This window comes from Psychrobacter sp. 72-O-c (genome assembly GCF_904846605.1).
Classification (GTDB): Bacteria; Pseudomonadota; Gammaproteobacteria; order Pseudomonadales; family Moraxellaceae; genus Psychrobacter.
The window spans coordinates 17,231-38,739 of the sequence record NZ_CAJHBI010000028.1 but is presented as its reverse complement, the minus strand read 5'-3'; the positions used below and the strand labels follow the sequence as shown (position 1 = coordinate 38,739).

11 protein-coding genes are annotated in these 21,509 nt (G+C 43.7%); 2 read left to right on the top strand and 9 right to left on the bottom strand.

Going from position 1 to position 21,509, the window contains the following annotated elements:
* Positions 1 to 34: 34 nt before the first annotated feature.
* From argC to JMX97_RS10515, 7 genes are all read right to left on the bottom strand, one after another.
* Positions 35 to 1,102: an N-acetyl-gamma-glutamyl-phosphate reductase gene (gene argC, locus JMX97_RS10545; RefSeq protein ID WP_201557925.1), complete on the bottom strand. Its 1,068-nt coding sequence runs from the start codon at positions 1,100 to 1,102 to the stop codon at positions 35 to 37.
* 50 nt (positions 1,103 to 1,152) lie between these two features.
* Entirely contained in the window at positions 1,153 to 2,289 is a 1,137-nt protein-coding gene (gene hemE, locus JMX97_RS10540; RefSeq protein ID WP_201557924.1) for a uroporphyrinogen decarboxylase, read from the bottom strand.
* Positions 2,290 to 2,537: 248 nt separating this feature from the next.
* The gene (proB, locus tag JMX97_RS10535; RefSeq protein ID WP_201557923.1) at positions 2,538 to 3,710 is read right to left on the bottom strand and encodes a glutamate 5-kinase; all 1,173 of its coding nucleotides are present in this window, start codon (positions 3,708 to 3,710) and stop codon (positions 2,538 to 2,540) included.
* 265 nt (positions 3,711 to 3,975) lie between these two features.
* Positions 3,976 to 5,208 (bottom strand): Obg family GTPase CgtA, encoded by a 1,233-nt coding sequence (gene cgtA / locus JMX97_RS10530; RefSeq protein ID WP_201557922.1) that lies wholly within the window; start codon positions 5,206 to 5,208, stop codon positions 3,976 to 3,978.
* A 337-nt stretch (positions 5,209 to 5,545) separates the two neighbouring features.
* Entirely contained in the window at positions 5,546 to 6,991 is a 1,446-nt protein-coding gene (locus tag JMX97_RS10525; RefSeq protein WP_201557914.1) for a glyceraldehyde-3-phosphate dehydrogenase, read from the bottom strand.
* A gap of 427 nt (positions 6,992 to 7,418) precedes the next feature.
* Positions 7,419 to 8,723: a lipocalin family protein gene (locus JMX97_RS10520; protein WP_201557912.1), complete on the bottom strand. Its 1,305-nt coding sequence runs from the start codon at positions 8,721 to 8,723 to the stop codon at positions 7,419 to 7,421.
* A gap of 377 nt (positions 8,724 to 9,100) precedes the next feature.
* Positions 9,101 to 10,330: an NUDIX domain-containing protein gene (locus JMX97_RS10515; protein ID WP_201557910.1), complete on the bottom strand. Its 1,230-nt coding sequence runs from the start codon at positions 10,328 to 10,330 to the stop codon at positions 9,101 to 9,103.
* Positions 10,331 to 10,664: 334 nt separating this feature from the next.
* Here JMX97_RS10515 and hemP point away from each other — a divergent pair, with 334 nt between their 5' ends.
* Positions 10,665 to 10,823 (top strand): hemin uptake protein HemP, encoded by a 159-nt coding sequence (gene hemP / locus JMX97_RS10510; RefSeq protein WP_227672156.1) that lies wholly within the window; start codon positions 10,665 to 10,667, stop codon positions 10,821 to 10,823.
* 151 nt (positions 10,824 to 10,974) lie between these two features.
* Here hemP and JMX97_RS10505 read toward each other — a convergent pair whose 3' ends face one another.
* A complete protein-coding gene (locus JMX97_RS10505) occupies positions 10,975 to 15,969 on the bottom strand; it encodes a translocation/assembly module TamB domain-containing protein (protein ID WP_201557952.1) in 4,995 nt (1,664 codons plus the stop codon).
* Between the two features lie 133 nt (positions 15,970 to 16,102).
* Positions 16,103 to 19,501, bottom strand: coding sequence for an autotransporter assembly complex protein TamA (locus JMX97_RS10500; protein WP_201557907.1), 3,399 nt, complete (start codon positions 19,499 to 19,501; stop codon positions 16,103 to 16,105).
* Positions 19,502 to 20,059: 558 nt separating this feature from the next.
* Here JMX97_RS10500 and JMX97_RS10495 point away from each other — a divergent pair.
* Positions 20,060 to 21,412, top strand: a complete 1,353-nt coding sequence (locus JMX97_RS10495) for an MFS transporter (protein ID WP_201557898.1) — start codon at positions 20,060 to 20,062, stop codon at positions 21,410 to 21,412.
* The last annotated feature ends 97 nt before the right edge of the window (positions 21,413 to 21,509 follow it).

Genomic DNA, 21,509 nt, shown 5'->3' with positions numbered 1-21,509 from the left:
AAAAGACATTAAAGGTCAATCATTCATGGAACGTTTAAGGAACAACAGGCGCAAAATTTAATCCTAAGGTCTCATCAAGACCAAACATAACATTCATGTTTTGTACTGCTTGCCCCGCCGCCCCTTTCACTAAATTATCTTGTACCACTAGTACGGTCAGCTCAGCACGCGCGTTATCTTGGTGCACTGCTATACGTAAACGGTTGCTGGCACGGACACTACGGGTATCAGGATAAATACCGCTTGGCATCACATCAATAAACACTTCTGAGGCATAACTGGTCTCAAATTCGTGTTGCCAGTCGATATTAGCGCCCGCTTCGGTCAGCTCCATATGAATAGAGCTGAACATACCGCGTATCATCGGTACTAAATGCGGTAAAAAACGAACACGCTGGGTAAACTGGCTATTTAATAATTGCGCAATGCCCTGCTCAATTTCCGGCAGATGACGATGACCCGTCACCCCGTAAGCTTTAAAATTATCCGTAGTTTCCGCATAATTAAGCGCAATACTTGCTTGGCGACCAGCACCTGATACGCCAGACTTGGCATCAATAACAATCCGTGAGTCAATTAGGCGCGTTGCTTGCTTGTTTTGTGCCTCAATAATAGGTTTTAATCCTAAAATAGCAGTGGTAGGGTAACAACCGGGGTTACCTACCAACAGAGCGTTTGCAAGCTTATCACGATTGATTTCAGGTAAGCCATACACAGCCGTTTTTAATAGCTCAGGACAAGCATGCGGCTGTTGATACCATTGTTCAAACTCAGTCAATGATTGCAGACGAAAATCAGCGGCCAGATCAATGACTCTAACACCCGCTTGGGTCAGCGCCTCTGCTTGCTTCATCGCCACCCCATGCGGCGTGGCAAAGAATACTACATCGCAATGTTGTAGCGCAGCGAGCGTATCATCACCTAAGTCACTAAAGACCAAGTCTGAGATACCGCGCAAGCTTGGAAATATCTCATCAGCACGCGTTCCTGCCTCACTGCGCGAGGTTAGCAAATCGATAGACACCTCAGGATGCGTAGACAGTAAGCGAATAAGCTCAATACCTGTATAGCCTGTTCCACCGACAATGGCTGCTGAAATCATAAGAGGTCCTTTTTGCTTAGTAAACGCTGAATATGTATAACACTAAATATCTAAATTTTATAATCGTGCACGGCGTCGACAAATACTTTGGCATGATCAGGATCAACCCACTGGGTAATACCATGACCTAGGTTTGCCACATAGCCCGTTTTATCGCCACAGGCGTATGCACTGTCAAGCATCAACTTCACTTCAGAGCGAATAGTCGCTGGCGAACCGTATAGCGTCGCCGGGTCTAAATTACCCTGAATGGCTTTACTACTCTGTAGCTTTTTATGCTGTTTGGTCAACTGGCGCTGGCTTTCAGTCAACACTTGACGGGCACGATCAAGCGGCATCGTCCAATCTAATCCCAAAGCATCAGCCTCGCTATCCGCTTGAATATCAAGCCAAAGGCCGCCACCTTTGGTAAATAAGATGACTGGTACTTCAGGATGCCGCGCTTTTAGTGCAGCAACGATACGCTTATTGTACCTATGCGAAAACTCTATAAACTGACGGTGACCAAGTCCCCCGCCCCAGCTATCGAATATTTGTACCGCTTGCGCACCAGCGATGATTTGGGCATCCAAATAATCAATCACTGATGTTGCCAGCTTATCAAGCAGTTGATGCAGAAGTTCAGGATTGCTATAGAGCATACCTTTAGTATAACGGTAGTCTTTTGAACTGCCGCCTTCAATCATATAGGTCGCTAGCGTCCAAGGACTGCCCGAAAATCCAAATAACGGTACTTGTCCATTAAGAGCCTTACGAATACTAGTCACCGCTCGCATCACATAATCTAGCGAATCGTTAACATCTAGGGTTGGTAACTTGTCAATATCGGACTGCTGACGGATAGTACGTTTAAACTTAGGACCTTCACCGGTCTCAAAATATAAGCCTAATCCCATGGCATCTGGAATGGTCAAAATATCACTAAATATAATGGCCGCATCTAGATCCATACGTCGTAACGGCTGCAATGTCACTTCCGTGGCGCGATCAGTGTCTTTGCACAGGCTCATAAAGTCACCTGCTTCAGCACGGGTGGCTTTATATTCTGGTAAGTAGCGACCGGCCTGACGCATCATCCATACCGGTGTGGTATCTACCGGCTCAAACCGCAGAGCGCGCAGCAGTCTATCGTTTTTGAGAGGAGCAAAATTTTGCTTAGGTGAGTTATCGTTGTCCGAGGCGCTCATGCACAAATCTCCAAAATAGTACAATATCGATTATTGTCATTGTTAAACATAAATAGGGATAGAAAAAATACAACTGTTAAAATACCCAGATGTAATTAATGCCATAAAGATAAGCTCTGTTATGGCATTAAGGTCTTAATGTGTAAACATACTCACTGCACGTAATTGGTATCAGCTTAAACAATAATAAAAAGGTTTCATAGTTCAGCTATGTATCTCAGTTATTTATCTAAGCTAATTACAATATATTACATGGACAGCGCTAAGTTATCGCGATGTACCATCACCACGCGCTCTTCGTTATTACCAAGAATTCTATCGAACTGCTCGGTACGCTCACGTGCAACACGGCGCGCATCGGTAGACGAGAAATTGACTTGGCCAACGGCTAAGCGCTCATGGGTATCTTGATGAATGATCTCTACCACATCACCTTCATCAAAGTCCCCGCGAACCTCTACCACACCGACCGGAAGCAAACTTCTATTGTGCTCGATCAACGCTTTTGCCGCGCCGGCATCCACAATCAGAGCGCCTGACATCCGCAAATGTGCCGCGATCCACTGTTTGCGGGCGATGATTTTGTCCTCATCATTGGTGGTTAATAAGGTACCGACTGCTTCGCCTGCTACCACACGGGTGATGACATCTTCAATAGCACCACTCACAATAACAGTGGGACAACCACCCATAGCTGCCAAACGACCGGCACGAATCTTGGTCAGCATTCCACCGCGTCCAAGCTTGCCGCCATCGCCGGCAATATCAAATAAATAATCAGCCATAGCACGCTCTTGACGAATCATTCTGGCATTGGGGTTATCACGTGGATTGTCAGTAAACACGCCTTCTTGATCGGTTAAGATAATGTATAAATCAGCATTGACCATGGCCGCTGCCATCGCGCCTAAGGTGTCATTATCGCCAAACTTAATCTCATCAATGGTGATGGTATCGTTTTCATTAATCACTGGCAGTACACGCCACTCTAATAGCTGAGTCAGTGCGCTAGTGGTATTCAGATAACGACTACGATTGGACAAATCATCATGCGTCAACAGCAACTGCGAGCTCTGTATACCATGTTGGATAAGGGCTGACCACCAAGTACCAATCAAACCCATCTGACCGATAGAGGCACAGGCTTGTAATGCTGCGAGCTTATTAGGCCGCTCATCAAGATTCATGCGTACCACACCTTCAGCGACCGCACCTGATGACACCAACAACACTTCCACACCTTGGTTATGCAATTCAGCAATTTGTGTCGCCCACTCGTATATGGCAGTACGATCCAATCCTCGACCATTATTAGTCAACAATGATGAGCCAATCTTGACAATAACGCGCTGAATATCAAAGTTGCGGGTTTGTTTGATAAACCTTGGTTCTTCGGTCGTATTTTCCATGTCAACTGCCATAAAAACTCCTGTCTATTGCGGGGATTAATTTAAAAATCAATTTAAAAAGTAAATAAGTGGCCTATTCTTTTGTGCTATCAAAATCGTGCTGCCAAATAGGCATAATACAGATAAGTGTACTAGTGTCGGTAAAAGAGCAATAAAAGAAGATACTTATAAAATAATCAAACTCTTCTCTTATTGTTAATATTAAGCTTTTAACGTCAAACCGTCCATCTCATTCAGTAATATCAACCTAAGTATTATCAAATTAAGTACTGTCAAACTAAGGGGCGTAGGCCACTTCGACGCCATCATCGTCATCGTCATCGAAATGATCATTATCAAGAATATCGTTGTCAGGTAAGTCTGTACCTTCGCGTTGCGCTTTACGAGCTGCACGGTACGCTTCGCGCTGTGCTTCAGTGTTACGGCGAACTTCTACTTCTAAACGCTCAAATCGCGCTTTTTGTGCTTCGGCAAACTCTGGTTCTTCTTCTTCAAGCTGGCGCTCGCGCTCAATCTCATTCATTAAATGATATTTTACGGCATCAGTACCCTCACCCATTAAGGTTGAGGTACGAAATACGTCCCCTGTCCAGCCAAGCTCCGCAACGATATGAGTACACAACTCGTTCAATTCTTCTTCATCAATAACCTGATCAATTTTATTCAATATTAAAATTTGCGGTAAATTAGCCAGTTCAGGAGAAAAACGTTCAAGTTCATTTAAGATAATGCGAGCATTATTGACCGGATCTGTGCCATCAATAGGCTGTATATCAACAATATGCAACAGGCGACGCGTACGTGCCACATGTTTTAAGAAGCGAATACCCAGACCCGCACCTTCTGATGCGCCCTCGATAAGCCCTGGAATATCCGCCATCACGAATGAGCGATGGCGACCAATATCAACCACGCCTAAATTTGGTACCAAAGTCGTAAATGGATAGTCAGCAACTTTGGGTGTCGCAGCAGAAACTTGACGAATAAAGGTTGATTTACCCGCATTCGGAAGACCAATCAGTCCTACGTCTGCCACAACTTTTAGCTCAAGCTTTAATACTTTTAACTCACCTTCAAAGCCTGAGGTCGCTTTTCGTGGCGCTTGGTTGGTAGAGCTTTTAAAATGAGTATTACCTAAACCGCCATCACCACCTTTAGCAATTAATAAAGTCTGATCTATTTCGGTCATATCGCCGATGACTTCATCGGTTTCGGTATCAATAATAGTGGTACCAATAGGAACTGACAAGAAAATATCGTCAGAGCCTTTACCGGCACAGTTCTTACTATGGCCGTTTTCACCACGCATTGCATCATAGCGACGGGTATAGCGATAGTCGACTAAAGTGTTGGTGTTGTCATCAGCAATGACATAAACGTCACCGCCACTGCCGCCGTCACCGCCATCAGGACCACCGCGAGGGACGTATTTTTCTCGGCGAAAACTGGCGATACCGTTACCACCATCACCTGCTTTTACTGTTACGATGGCTTCATCAATAAATCGCATGTTACGTTCCTTAATTGTCAATCTGGTTTATAGCCAGTGACTGTATTTGTATTCGGTTTATATTCGGTTTATATTCAGTTTGTATTTGCGTCTATGTTCGCATGTTCCACTTTGCATATCTAAAATGGATACGTTCACGCCAGCACCAAACAATATCTACAAGTTAATATGAGCACTTATTATGGCAACAACACCCGATAATCAATCGGACTATCGAGTGCTGTATTTAATAGCGATAACACTTACTAATAATAATGACCAGTATAACATTTAAGGACAAGATGCAAACCATACTTGTATAGCCATGTCTAGCCTAGCTATCTTCATCTTAGTCGTTTTATGCTGGAATTTGAGTGTAGCTGATACCAGCCATCTGCGTGGCTAAGCGTAGTACCTGAGTACTATAGCCTACTTCGTTGTCATACCAAATATAGACAATAGCTTGATTGCCAGTGAGTATTGTGGCCTGAGCATCTACCACACCAACGTGGGTAGTACCTACAAAGTCAGTCGAGACCGCTTCTGTCGAGTCCGTATAAGCGATTTGCGACTGCCATGTGCTGCTATTAGATACTTTACGCATAAACTCATTTAAAGCATCAGCACTTTGCGGTACGCTTTTTAGATTTAAGTTTAAAATCGCTAAGCTAACGTTGGGCGTGGGTACACGAATAGCATTACCGGTGAGTTTGCCGCTTAGCTCTGGTAGGGCTTTGCCCACTGCCTTTGCAGCGCCAGTGCTAGTAATAACCATGTTCATTACGGCACTGCGCCCACGGCGATCTGCTTTGTGATAGTTATCAACCAAGTTTTGGTCATTGGTAAAGGAGTGAATGGTCTCAACGTGGCCGTTTTCGATACCGAACTCATCATTCAGTACTTTTAGCATTGGCGTAATGGCGTTAGTGGTACAACTGGCAGCACTAACAAGAGTGTCGTCACCGATAGTATCATTGTTAACACCGTAAACGACGTTTTTAATCTCGCCACCAGAAGGGGCGGTTAGCAAGACTTTTTGTACACCTTTAGCTTGTAGGTGCTTGCCAAGACCCGCTTCGTCTTTCCAAATACCGGTATTATCAATAATTAAAGCATTATCAATACCATAAGCGGTATAGTCAATTTCACTCGGATCATTAGCATAAATAACTTGTATAAAACGACCATTAACAATCATGCCATTATTGTCATCATCAATACTAATTCCGCCTAAAAATCTACCATGAATTGAGTCACGCTCAAGCAATGAGATGCGTTTGGCTAAGTCGCCAGCAGCGGCAGGACGTACCACGATAGCTTTTAATTGTAGGCCTTTCGCGCTTGAGGCTTGTGATAACAATAGACGCGTTAAGATACGACCAATACGACCAAAACCATATAACACCACATCGGTAGCACCATTTACGGTGTTTTTATCATTATCAGTAGACTGTAGGGCAGCTTGTATATCACTGTCGCTAGCAATTAGCTGACCGACATCGACTCGCGCCGCTTGAATATTCTCACTAGCTGCCAATGCTTTGACCATTGCTAAAGTGTCGGCAATAGCGATCGGCTTAGCGCCTTGTTCACGTATTGCCGCTTTTTGATGCAATGCCAGTACTTGACCTACTGAAGTCGTATCAAGTGTTTCACCGAACAAGGTGACTTGCACATCTTGCTCGTTATAAAGTTTATTGAGCAAACCAATCAATTCGATGGCTTGTTGTTCTTGATTGTTATAGTTGGTTAAGTGATCTTGATGTAATTGGCGTAAGGTATCAGCGTTGCTCACGAGAAACATCCTTCTGGTCAGTAGAATTTAATAGTAATGAAAACAGGTTAATAAAACGATCACGTATAAAATACGATAAAACTAAGAAGAAACTGGGATTACTCGGTATGGTAAAGCGACAAATACGAATAATTATGGGCGTCAGTGCTTTTAAATCGTCTGTATTTTAGCTCAAAACGCCTTATTTTGCCAGTGATAACCATTATTAGCGACGGTTATACCGTCATAAGAATGATCCTATAGAAGTTTTTTTCAGATTAGTAACCGCTTCTTTGAAAAATTAAAAGACAAAAACAGCTTACTAAGCTGTCTTCTTTATCTATTAAAAAGTTTCTTATCAATCCAACTTCTAAAAACAAACCCTATTCAACAAACTTTTATTGAGAGGCCAAATACTAGGAAGCTAGATTAAGTAACTAGGTTAAGCAACTCAATATCATGGGATTAGACTAACGGTTTGATTGCTATGCGTTGTCAACTTAAACTCTTTTAGATCATAGCCTTGTTGCTGAGCAATCTCACGATATTTGGCATAAGTCTGCTGAGTGATATTAGGCGAACGGGCCAACAACCATAGGTATTTCTTATCTGGCGTACCTACTAAGGCTGTCTTATAGTCTGCATCACGAGCCAGCACCCAATAGTCAGCGCGCCCTACCGGCAACCAACGAATCCATGAAGGTAAAAAACTGACCTTCAACTTGCTGCCAGTATTATCAGCAGGCTTTGCCAGTCCTTCAGCAGTTATGGCTGTACCATTTTCACCACTACATTTATTGAGCACCGTAATGCCTGATCCATCGGTTTTGCCAGTATAGGTAGCGGTCACGTCACTTGCACATTTGCGCTGAAAGTACATGGGCAAGCGCCCTATTTCATACCAAGTGCCCGCATATTGCTCAAGATCAACGCTGTCTACGGTCGTTGGCGTGCTTGCAGATTTATGAATGATTGATGAAGGTTTAATCGCTAGTGTCGCAGTAGTAGTCTTATCAGTCGTGGCGTTATTAGTTGTGGTACTAATTGTGGTATTGGGCACACTCATCGGTGCAGCATAAGCTGAAAACGCCGCCAATGGTATGATAATCGCTAAGGCAATCGCGGTATGCTTGATCAATCCATTCATAAATACTCGCTCCGGTATTACATTGCTAGATGTATTATGCGTTGTTGATAGGTTATTCATATCCTGATTAACACCGACTTGAGTAGAACCAGCTTGAATGAAACTGGCTTGTTGAAGGCTGTCTTTTTTTAAATTCTTTGCTTGTAGGCTATCTGTTTCTAAGTTTTCTGATTTTAAATCATCTAGATCAGTACCATCTTGCTTAAAGCCATTTTGTAACTTATCAATTTGCTCATCCGACAGTTGCGTCACAGAGGGCGCTATATCAGCTGCTTTACCTGATTTTTTATAGCCGCTAGCAATGCTAGGCTTTTCTATATCATCGTGACCATCGTGCTTTGTAATCGTATTTGTATTGTTAGTCATAATAGACTCTTGTGCCTTCATCATGCTGTTGTCGAGACGCTTGTATGCAAAATAAGTATCTTTTGAATACGATCCTTCTAAAGAATGATGTAAATCTTCGTAATATTTAGCGTCATTGCTGGCGCTACCGGTCTGTTTCATTTTGTCGCTGCTCAGATAGCGAGAACTTGGATAGCTAATCTGCTGCGATTGAGAACCGGCTGCCTGTGAGTCAGACCATGCTGACTGAGGTAACTTATTGGTTTTCATAGTAGTACCATTAATAGTTATATATGTAATTAGATTTAATTGATTTAATTGATTTAACAAAAGAGACTCAACTAAATCAATAAGCCATAATTAACTATTGATAATTTAGTCCCTCTTTAATTTCATATCCTATATTAAGGGCAGTACTACTATTAAAACAGTGCGGCAATGTAGGAAAAGGCAACGGTTTGTAAGTAATTATGTGTCTATTTCATATATTAGTTATATGGTTACTAACTTGTAAAATATGTTGAAAAACAACTATTTGTACTGGTTGACTATGTTCTCTAATCTATTTCTAATCCAGTTTTATACTGTCAATATTAACGTGTCCGTTAACCCTATAAAATTAGGCTTTAGCGATATGAAATCAACATCTAGCCTTGTAAAAATTGCCGAATACCAGCGATGCTTATAGCACCGTACTGATCGGCCTGTTCAAACATTATTGGTGACAAACCACCCAAACCAATAACTGGCATGTCAGCTAATTGTGCCAATGCTGACCACGCTTGCCAGCCAAGTGGTTCACTATCAGGATGGGATTGGGTTGCTAGTACTGGCGATAAAAAGATACCGATAACGGGTGGTTTTTGATGTTGTAAGCGTGTCGCGGCAAATTGGTTGGCCGTGTGAATACTTTCTGCATCATGGCAGCTTACTATTAATGGACGGCTTGAAGAATCGTATTGGCTGCCTTTAGACTTGTCTTCAGAGTCATCGTTTTGAAAACCATTAAACCAGCACATCAATTCATGATGTGTTAGATGAACCGCTACAACTTGATTGCTAATTTCAGCGGGCGGTGTATTTTCTGGTGTTTCAGACTTTGTTAAAATTTTATCAGTACTGTCATGTTGATAACCATTAGCATAAGGCAACACACTATAAATATCAGGTCGTAAGTGCATCAACTGAGCCGCAAGTTCCGCATCAGTAACCTTTGTTTTGCTTGCTACTTTACTCTCCAATTCGGATGCTTTGGTGCGTATATATACCCAGGTATTTTTAGAGATATGCTGTTGATGATAGGCAAGCCATGCATTACTGGCATCAGTGTCTTCGCTAAAATGTATTAACGGGTAAGTAACCGTCATCTGCGTTGGTAGCTGTAGCCATGCCAAAATAGTCTGATTGGCAGCAGGTAGCGGATAATCACCTGCCAGCAGCTGGCTCTTGGTCGCCCATGTTAATGCCTGCCCCTCTAAACCATAGTCGCAGTGTTGATGTTGCTTATACTGTTCTGCGGTTAGCGCAACCTTATATACCTGCAGGCATACTTGCTTATCACCATAGTCATGATGCAAACGACCAAGCTTGACCAAATGATTACTCTGTATATCAATACCAGTCTCCTCGCTAACCTCACGTATTAATGCGGCTGATGCTGTCTCATGACTGTCTATCTTACCGCCAACAAATTCATAGCGGTTGCCCTGATGCTGACTAGAGTTGCGAAACCCAAGCAAATATTGCTCTTGATGATGTATTACCGCCACAGCGACATTGACGATGGATTTATGATTAACTACTTTATCAATGGTCGCCTTATCAACGACCGACTTGTCATCATTATTAGCTTGCTGTTCTTCAACTTTATTCAACATTACTGTTTCCTAAATGGTAACTTCCTAGGTGATTATTTTATAAATGATTGTTTTCTAGGTAATTAATTATGTCCCACTTTATTATTTTTGCAAAAAACACTAGTGTGGACGAACGATTGAATAGAGTACCTAAAGTTAAGTTACATAAGTTTACTTAATATCTGTGATTTATTTTACCAATTGGCTTGTAAAATACTTCAATATAAATGATAATCATTATCGTTAATTAGATTTATTCAGTGCGTATCCTGTTTAGCTCGACGCTGTTTATATTGTCGTTATCCATAACCCAGCCAATCACCTACTAAAAAGCCAAAAGGAATTCATTATGAGCATGGTTATCTCTCGTTACCTAAATTGCCGCGAAAATCGGCTGCCTACTTTGCAGTCACAGCATCTATTTGCCCTAACTAAAGAAGTTCGTATTGAACATGAAGGCGAAGAGTATCGCTTACGCCTAACCCGTAATAATCGCTTAATTTTGACCAAATAGCTTATATAGCCTTAAAAAATTTCACAGCGACAAAAAAACGCCTTCGATAAGGCGTTTTTTGTTGATGGCATTTGTCACATTAATCGATTACTCTGTATGAATTGATAACAATATCAACGCCCAAACTGCCCATTACTAAAGCTAGCCAGCGCTAAAACTGCCAACTATAAACCACATCAACCACATTTTCCGCAGCGGAAGTCGCTTCGACATAAACACGGCGGGTCAGCTGATAGCGAATGGATAAGCTATTTTGGGCATTAAAGACACCTACCCCATAGCGGATATATAAGTCAGGCGATACATAGCCGGTGACATTCACATTGGTATCTTCGCTGTTGCCTGATGCATCAACCGTTAAGCTCTGTAGACCAAAAGCTTGGCCTATTTGATTGGTTATATTGCGTGTGCCGCTTAAGCCAAAATTAAGTCCAGCGGCTGCCAAATTGTTGGTCACTTGTGACTTGAAGCCTTGCTCACTGATTTGAGTCGCGCTGCCATTGTTGATGCGACCAGTCACCAACGCATTCATAGCTTGCTGCTGAGTCAGTCCCGCATTGTTAAAGACCACAATATTTGGGTTTGTAGGACTGCCTCTAACTCGAACCCCTACGGTATTGCCGTCGATAATTTTGACTGCTTCAATACTCAAATTGGGCTTCATTACATCACCATTGAAGCGTATTTGACCGTAATTGAGCTCTAGGTTCTGTCCAAAAATATCGACACTAGTGCGGCGCGCCACTTGAACCACGCCTTTAGCACGCAGGGTACCTTGACCACGCTGAGTGACATTCAACGCACCCGCTAGAGGAATGACCGCTCCAAAGCCGCGAAAACTAACCTCATCACCCAAATCGATACCGATATCTGCATTAATCGACCAAGGCTTTGAGATTGCTAAGACCTCATCAATATTACCAATATTGCGCCTATCAATAACCACTGCATCTTCGGTCCGGGTAATCAAATCTTCACTGGCTTCTGGCGGACGAATGGTCGCTGATGGCACACTGACTGTTCCTTCAATATTGACATAACGGTCGCCTGGACGCACGATGATGTCGATATCAGGATTAATCACAGCGTATAATAATGGCGGCTGGGTCAATACTAAGCGCTCGCCGACAACGCTAAGCTTGGCTTGCAATTTTTGTTGCCAATCAACGGTACCAGTCAGCTTGCCCGTACCTGTACCACTATTAAAGGTGCCATCGATGGTCGCTTGGGTACCGCGAACTTTAGCTCCGACATTAACTGTGGTCAAATTCACTGGTAAGTCCAGCATAGCAATGCGACCATCGGCCAGCTTCACATCACCATAAAACTGCGGCTTATCGAGCGTACCGCCGAGGCCACCTGCCATAGTAATATTACCTTCAAGTACCCGCATACCAGGGAAGAAAGGTTTGAAAATCGCTAAGTTAAGCTCATTGAGCACTAGCGCGCCCGAGATAGGCTTCGGGGTTTTGTAAGGATCAACGATGACCTCAGCATAGCCACGGCCGCCGCGACCGGTATTGATATCGGTTCGTAGTTTTAGTCCTTCAGGAACGGATAGGGCAATGAGTGACACACGCTTATACGGCAAGGTGATGGGTGCGCTATCACCATCTTGAATAAGACCGATTTTACCGTTATCAGAATATAGAGTGGTGTTAATGGTCGGCGGCTTGCCGCGTTGCCATCCAACGATAGCTCTGCCATTAATCTTGCCATGCCAATCAATATCTTTGGGTAAAAATACTGCAAATAATGAAGTATCTAGCTTTTGTACAGCAAGATTAACTTGTCCCCCCGCCGCTGACGCAATGAGATTTTCACGTAGGCATAACTTGCCAGTCTGATCTACTGCTTGCCAACAATGCGCGGCAAGCTGCACTTTGAGCTCATTTGTGCCGCCACTGTTAGCTTGCGGTAGGTTAACAATCAATTGCGCCGGTTGTAGTTGGTTTAAAGCAGCATATTTAGACTTAACGCGACCTTTACCTATGACCCCTGACCAGCGGAGCTGCTGACGATCAAAGCCGCCTTTGAGCCTTGCAGAAATACCAAGCTGCTCGTTGGCCAACTCAACATTGACGACGTGCGCTTGCTCTGTACCATTAAAGGAAGCATTAACGCTTTTGAAGGTTTGTCCAGCCACATCTAACCCTTCAGCGCTGACAATCAACTGGCTTGGGCTATTGGCTAAATTGACCAACTTACCGCGAATACGACCTTGGCGTAGAATAAATCCAGGCAGCGCGATACGTTCACCAACTAAATCAATATAAATGGTCGGGAGCGCTTGTCCTGCTGGTTGCGATAAGGTGGCGCCGCCGGTGACTTTGCCCGCAAGTTTATCTGATAGCTGGTCGAGACTGGTGATATTAATTTTTGTCTGTAGTTGCTTGGCATTGCCATTCGCGGTCAGATAATTATCGCCCCAACGTATCACTAAATTATCGGCATTTAAGCTCTCAATTAAGGCATTTACTTGCTTATATTGCGCTTCGACATCTTTTGCTTGCAAACGCTTAAAATAGCTCGCTAGGTCTTCGGGTAAATGTAGTTTAGCGGCCAAGCTACCTTTGGCACTTAAAGTTTGGCCTTTTAATATGCCACTTAAATTGAGTTGCTTTAAATTAATAATTTGCTGCGTTTTCGTCCAGCGGCCGTCACTATTTAGCGAGCCAGTGATAACGCTTGGTGTGTCTTTAAGGAAGTAGCCCAAATTGAAACGATCCATAACGGCGCTAATATCCCAAGCGATACCTTGACGCACATCGACGGTTCCTTTGGCATCAATACTGCCTGCCGCGCCCACATGCCGGAAGCGCTTGATACGAATCACCTGATCATCACCACTGGCATTGATGGTTAATCTACCAGCTGGCAACTGCTTAGCATCTAATATACCCTCAAAATCAACGGCGAAACGCTGCAATTTACCTTTAGCATTCGGATTGTTTTCGGCTGCAGGCTTCCATTTTCCGCTGGTGATCAAATCACCAGTGAGAATCGCCGGATTGTTCGGTAAGAAGTAACCTAAATTGAACTTATCAAAGCGTCCTGTGACGTTCCAGCCAATATTGTCGCGTAAATCAAGCGCGCCTTTTGCTTGTACAGAACCTGCTTCGCCCGCATAATTTAATTTGCGGAAACTTATCATCTTAGGTGTGCCTGCCGCATCAATAGATAAACGGCCGCTAGGGACATCAGCTGTATCGACCTGTCCATCAAAACGTGCGTCAAACACTGATAACGCCCCATCGATAATGTCTACGCTGGCATCACCGCTGCCAGTAATACCAATAGCACGACCGTCCTGCGAAGCATCCAGTTGTGCCTGCAAATTGGTATTGTTAAAGCTAATGATATGGCGCTGACCTTTGACGCGATTTTTACTGATATTGAGCAAACGACCGCGCGCGCTGATGCGTCCGGAGATACGATCAAGTGGCAGGTCACTACGATACTGCTTGGGTAGCAAGCCATTAGTTCGCGCATCGATCTGCCAGGTTAGCGGGCGTCTCTTGGTGGCTAGTTTAATCTGACCACTGCCCATTAAGTCGCCTACGATACCTTTATAGTTTAAACGGTTGATATCTATGACGTTGCCCGCTTTACGCACGCGCACATCATAGTTGCCTTTAGGCGCGACATTAAGCTCATTAATCACTGCGTTGGCATCAACAGACAAACGCGAACCACGGACGATAACGCTGGCTTGCCCACGCGGACTATCGACATTACCGATATTGGGCAGTTGTTTACGCACTAGGTTTTGCCAAGTGGCATCAATATACAAAGGTGCCGCTTGCTTAGACTTCACTGACGTTTTGCCGCGTACAATCTTAGCATTAACATGCTCACCATCACGTTGACGTAAATCAGCATTGAGCTGTAGATTGCCGGTGGTGTTTTCGTGTTGATAATGAACAAACAGCTTGCCATTGAGTTTTTGCGGCGCATACACTTTATAGTCGTTATATTGCTTTGGAATGACGCGGCGAATGTCAAAATTGCTACCAGTCGCCACTACTTTGGCATCAAAGCTGGTTTTCCAATCTAAAATACCTTGCGCAAGCAAACGCCCAGCCGGTACATTGGCATTTAAGCGGTCGATGCGCAGTTGACTGTCTGCAATCACAGCGCGACCTTGATAGTGCCCTGAAGGAATGTCTTTTGCCGTCAGTTCAGTATTAATTCGCAGCCGTATCTCTGAGATAACCCCATCAGCGGTTAGCATGCCACTTTTCAGGTGGATATTTTGCTCATCGGCATACGGTATCAATATATCGTCCCATTGCAGCTTGGCTTGGAACGGTGCGCCTTTATCGAGTCCTTGCACGACGAAATCACCACTCACATCCCCATCGTTATAACGGCTACGTACCTTACCTACTGTGCGTCTTAGACTGCCCATTGCAGTGATATCGAGGGGAGCAATATAAGCTTTTTCTAAGGCACTAACTTCAGCAATCGCGGTTAGATCAAGCGGATAGTCCCCTTGTAGATCAATACTGCCTTGTAAAGCACTGACTTTAACAATATCGGCATAACGCAAATCGCCGCGACCGACGGTCACTTGACTGCCTACCCACGTTAGATCACGCGCTGCAATATCATGAATGACAATAGGCTCTTTAGTGACTTGTTTGTAGACAATAATCTTTACGTTTGCCTGATCAAGGCGCAGATTGACTGGTAGCTTGAGGGTTTTATAATCGAACGGCTCACCCGTTGGTGGCTTTTTATTAATGATCTCAATACGCTGAATGTCCGCATCACGCAGATGGACTTCTTTGGCAAAAATAGCGCGCCAGCCAATCTTTATATACGCTTTATCGATCAATATTTCTAGATCGTCGGTCGCCTCGATATCGATGTCAGTGACCCAAATACCATCGCGTAAGTTACCGCGCCCATAGGTAAAATCAATACCGGTCTCAGCGCCGATCTTTTCTAGTATAAATTTAGTACCTGAATCGGTGCCAGCCACATAAAAAAATACTGCAAACATAATCGCCAGCAAGATGAGAATCAGCACCAGTAGTTTGAGTACAAAAGACAGCGGATACCAACGACGTACCGCGCGGGCATCTTTTTGAGCCGGATCTTCATCCGGTGGATCTTGAGGCGGGGTGTGATTGTTCAATATGACACTCAACTGGGTTAAAAGAGGTTCGGCATCAACCCACAATCAATACGATTAATAGGACTAATAGCTTATTTATAATAATTGGGCGCAATGCATGGATATAAATTATTGAGCTTATCATTTACTTATTTAGTTATAAAGGCGAACCGATAAAGAAATGCAACCTAATCGGAATACTATCTTCTGTGACGCCAGCGGCAACGTCGACTCGTACAACACCTACTGGTGATGCCCAGCGAATACCAACTCCTACGCCGACCTTAGTTTCCGTATCGAAGTCTTTATCATAAGCATTACCAACATCGGTAAATAACGCCCCGCGGAAACCTGGTCTGAACTCATAGTTATATTCAGCACTACCGACTGCCAATACCTGCCCACCAGTCAGAAAGCCTTTGTCGATTGGCGATAAGCTCTCATAATCATAACCACGAATACTTTGGTCGCCGCCAGCAAAAAAGCGTAACTTATAAGGCACTTCATTGAAGTTATTCGCCCAGATATAGCCACCATTTAGACTACCAAGCACTTGATGTTTATCATCATCACCAAAGCTATAAATACCGCTGACACCAGCACGGGCTATCACAAGGTCAGTGTCACTTAATGCCTTGTCCGCTCCGGCTTCAATAGAATAATACTGGCGGATACCGCGAGTCGGATTGACCGCATTATCAACGTCCGTTTTATTTATGCCATAGCCGAACAGCAGTGCGCTTTGTTTGGGACTAGAGGACGTAAAACGTATCGGCAAGTCTTCTAAATCAGCGTCATCGACGCCGGTTTCTAGCTCATCTAAACGGTAGCGTACCGAATAACTACGGTTCCAACCGTTGTCGCGGCGAATATTCCGTGCCAGCCCTGCTTTTAAAGTTTTGGTGGACAGATCAAAGTTACCTTTACCTTGGTCGATAACCTCTTCTTCGTAAGTAAGACGCGCCTCTAACTTATCGTTGAGGGGGTGCTTCCAAGGCCGACTGCCATAGACGGTGACGTTTTTATTGATTCGTGATACCGCGACCTCCGCCCCTGCTTGATAGCCTTTACGATTGAGTAAGTTATAATCAATTTTTGCTGTCGCGCGCACACCAGTATCGGTACCATATCCGAGACCGACTTGTGCATCACGCGGATTATTGGCAGAAACAAACACGTACAACGGTACTTCCTTACTGTCTTGTACTTGCTCAGGGGTTTTACGACCCTCAAGCGTTGGTGGCACAAAATTCTCATCAGCGAGTATACTTTCTTCTTCAGGGAATATCTTTTCGGCGACATTGCTAATAGAGTCGCTTATTTTGCCCAAAATATTTTCTGCTTTTTCTTCTTTTTCATCCAACACCCGATTGCTTGGCAGACGGTTTAAGCGCTCAGCTTTTTGTTTAATAGCTTGCAGCTTTGCACTGGTTTCTTCATCCACTTCAAACTCAATAGGCGCAATATCAGCCTTATTAACAGACGCGTCACTATTAGTATTGATGTTGTCGTTATTATTGTTATTAACATCATCCGTACTGATGTCACTCTGACGGTTGGCCATATTCACTGATGACTCGCCAACGTTATCTTTACTAGAAGAAACGACATTTTCATCACTATCTATAATGCCGTCATTATCATTATCAGCACCTGCTGGCGCATTATCGAAAGCTAGAGTACTGAGTGCGCTGCGTTCATCAGGCGGCAAAATGGTTTCAACGTTCACTGTATTAAAATAACGGGTCGCTGATAAGTCGTTACTAAATTTAGTAACCGCAGGGCGATAAAATGAGTCGCCTTCTTCAAAGTCAAATAACTGACGTAATAACGATAACTCAACAGGCAATTTATCAGGGTCTTTAGTTAAAGTGCCGGTTTCCTCATCATAAGTAAAAAACACTACGTCGCCGAACTCGTAACGAGCACCCGTATCATAAATCAGAGACACATCAGCAATGTTGTCTGGCAGAATGATATCGACCGATTTGTTTAACCAAGATTGATCAAAATAACCATAAGTATTACTTAGCGATTCAAGTGCCGCTTTGCTACTTTTATAGACCCGGTGATTAAACACATCGCCCTCGAGCGGTGGCAGCGTTTTTTCGAGTACTTGAAATTCCGCTTGTTCATTACCTGCGCCGCGAACATCGACAGTACGATTGTCAACGCGTACGGGTTCACCTAGTTTTTCGATGATCACATCAACAGTGTCAGCAGTTGGTTGGCGCAGGCGTAAGGTAATATCATAGTAACCAACGGCTTTTGCAGCATCTAACGCTGTTTGGCGCAAGCGCGGCAGGGCAGCGGTAAAGTCAGTGATAGATTGGACGGTGGTATCATCAAGAGCCGCTTTAATATTATTGATAGGCTGAATATCATCATCAGCCTTGATAAGTTTTGGTTGGCCGTTGATCGCATTGTCAGATGCGGCTTGTTGTAAATATACCGTTGTTTCTATGTTCGGTAGTGCCATAACACCGCCATTAAAAAACCGATTGTATAAGCGTTTAAAGATATTGCCACTGTTGCGAGCAAGGGGTTTTGATTTAGTGGCTTGAGTAACACTATTACTGACTGCTTGCATCTCGGTTGCGGCTTCATAGTCCGGCAGGTAATCATCGGGATTCAATATACCTACTCGTATATCTTGCTCATCTACTGCGGTTGGCATCTTGCCCGCACTGGTCTGTGCTTGAATATCGCTTATCTTATTGTCCGCGCCGGTGACCGGATTGCGCTCTTGCTGCGCCAACGTTTCGCTGGGATCAGATTGCTCAGTAATATCAGCACCTGCATCGACGCGTCCACTACTTACAGAGTCGCTGACGTTAATGGGCCGCGACATAATCTCGGCAGTCTCCGCACGCTCGGCGACCGTCTCATACTTGCCTAAAGTATCAAGGTTGGTGGGCGCTGGCAAACTAGCTGCATCTAAGCTGACGTCTAAACCAATAGGCGCCTCGCGGCTGTCTAAGGTAGCAACGGGCGCATCAAAACCGCTATTGCCACTGTTATTATCATCGAAGTCGCTGTTATTTTGAGCATCCATAGCAGCAAGCTCGCGCTCAATTTGTTCAGGAGTCATCATTTGGTAACCCTGCTGCTGTACACTGGCGGCTTGCTGCTGCAAATCATCATTGAACACATTCGGCTGAGCGTTGGTCGAACGATCTGAGCGGTCTAAACTAACTGAGCTATTAAAGCTATTGCCAACATTTGGTTTGTTTTGGGGCTTAATGTCTAAATTTTGCTCGCTGTAATCGTCTAATACCGATTGATCGATGATACCTTGATCTACTGCCTTTTTTAGGCGTAACGCATCCAAGGCCGCATCGAGCTGAGCATCTGAGCTAGGCTGTTCCGAGCTATCAATAGTATTGTTATTAGCGCTATTATTGACGTTACCATTGACTTGACTATTGGCATCAGCGGCCATTGCGGGTGACATACCAAACCCAACTAAGCTGCTGGCGATAGCGGTAAATAACGCGGTACGGGCAAAATAGTTGCTGGGCAAGTTGCGCGCTAGAGTTGAAGGCTGACGTCTCATGATTACTTACTTCCTCTCGCCTCAGGCGGCACAAATTTATTGAAGCTATAAAGTTACTGACGATAGTTACTGCCAAGTATTAGCGGTAACTACACTTATAGCACGTGGCTATTATTTGACTACTCTATTAATACGGTGCCTGATTTGGCTTATGCTATGCCACTTGCACCATTTAGCCGTTAGTTTTAAACGGTAGAACGCTTCTGCTGGCGCTTGGCTCTTGGCTCTTGGCTCTTGGCTCTTCACAATATTTTTGATGATTTCACAACGCTGCTTATAATTCCAACATGTTTTTCATGATACAGACGCGTAAAACTTACAAATCATAACTTAGATAATTATTAAATCATAGCATCAGGCGCATGTATTTCTGGCAAAGCCTTGCTATTATACGGCCTAATACTGCTAAAACCTATCTTATATTTTGATAAGTTTTTGATACTATTGATAATAATAAATAACACTATCGACACAGGCAATGCGTTGGTCTTATCGCGTTGGTCTTATAATAGCCAGTTCACTCAACTTATTAGACGCTACCCGCTTGTAGGAGTATTTGTGGAAAATCAGTTTCAGTTATTTAAGCGTCGCCGTTTTAGCGCCATGTTTTTTACCCAGTTTTTGGGGGCCTTCAATGACAATATTTTTAAGCAAGCGCTGATATTAGTGTTGACTTATACTGCTGCCACTCAACTGGGAGTAGAGGTCAGTATTCTGAATAACTTAGCAGCGATGCTATTTATTTTGCCCTATTTTTTATTTTCAGCGTTGGCAGGGCAAATTGCGGATAAGTTCGAAAAATCAAAGCTAACGCGATTCATTAAGCTGCTTGAAATAGTCATTATGGTGGTCGCGGCAGTAGGCTTTGTATTTGAGTGGTATGCGCTATTATTTGTGGCGTTATTTTTGATGGGTACTCACTCAACCTTTTTTGGTCCCATTAAATATGCCTATTTGCCGCAAGCGATGAAAGAGAATGAGTTAGTCGGTGCCAACGGCCTATTTCAGATGGGCACGTCGCTGGCTATATTACTGGGTATGATTATCGCTGGTGTCTTAACGCAGTTACCGCAGTCGCTGTATTGGATTAGCGTGACGGTATTGGTAGTGGCGCTATTAGGTTATATGGCTGCGCGCTTTATCCCTATCATGCCAGCAATGCAACCTAACTTAGTCATCAACTGGAATATTGTTACTACTAGTATGTCGGCGGTGCGTTACTTGTACTCGATGCCGTTTTTATTCTTTGTCATTCTAGGTAACAGCTGGTTTTGGTTTTATGGAGCGACCTTTTTGACCCAAACGCCAGAGTTTAGCAAGGTCATCTTGCATGGTAATGAGTCGGTGGTAATTTTCCTACTAACCTTGTTTTCAGTTGGAGTTTCCATCGGCTCGCTACTGTGTAAAACCTTTACCAAAAATCAGGTCAGTTTGAGATTATTACCTTTTGGTATTGCCGGCTTAAGTATTTTTGCCATTGATTTGTACTTCTCTCTATCGGGATTGAATATTGGTGTGAATACCAATATCAACACTGAAACCTTATTAGGTGTTGGCGAGCTTTTCGATGTTGCCGGTAGCTGGCGCGTATTTGCTGACCTGTTCTTTTTAGGCTTCAGTGGCGGCTTATATATCGTACCTTTATATGCTTCGATGCAAGCCTATGCACCCAGAAGTCATCGCGCACGCATTGTTGGTGCGAATAATATCTTTAATGCCATATTTATGGTCACTTCAGCCATCTTTGCTATCGTCGTATTAAATACCTTGGGACTGACATTACCCCAATTGTTCTTAGTCACCGGTGTTCTCAATATTGCTTTTGGATTATTTTTATATATTAAGCTTAATAAACATATCAAACAGGCGGTCATACAAACCCATGATGAGGAACTCAGTCGGCAGGATTAAACAGGGGGTAAAATCGAGCGCTAAGCAGCGGTTGTAACTGCAACCTTTGAATTGCCCGTTAAGCTGATAATTTTCGTGCCGATAATCCACATTGTTT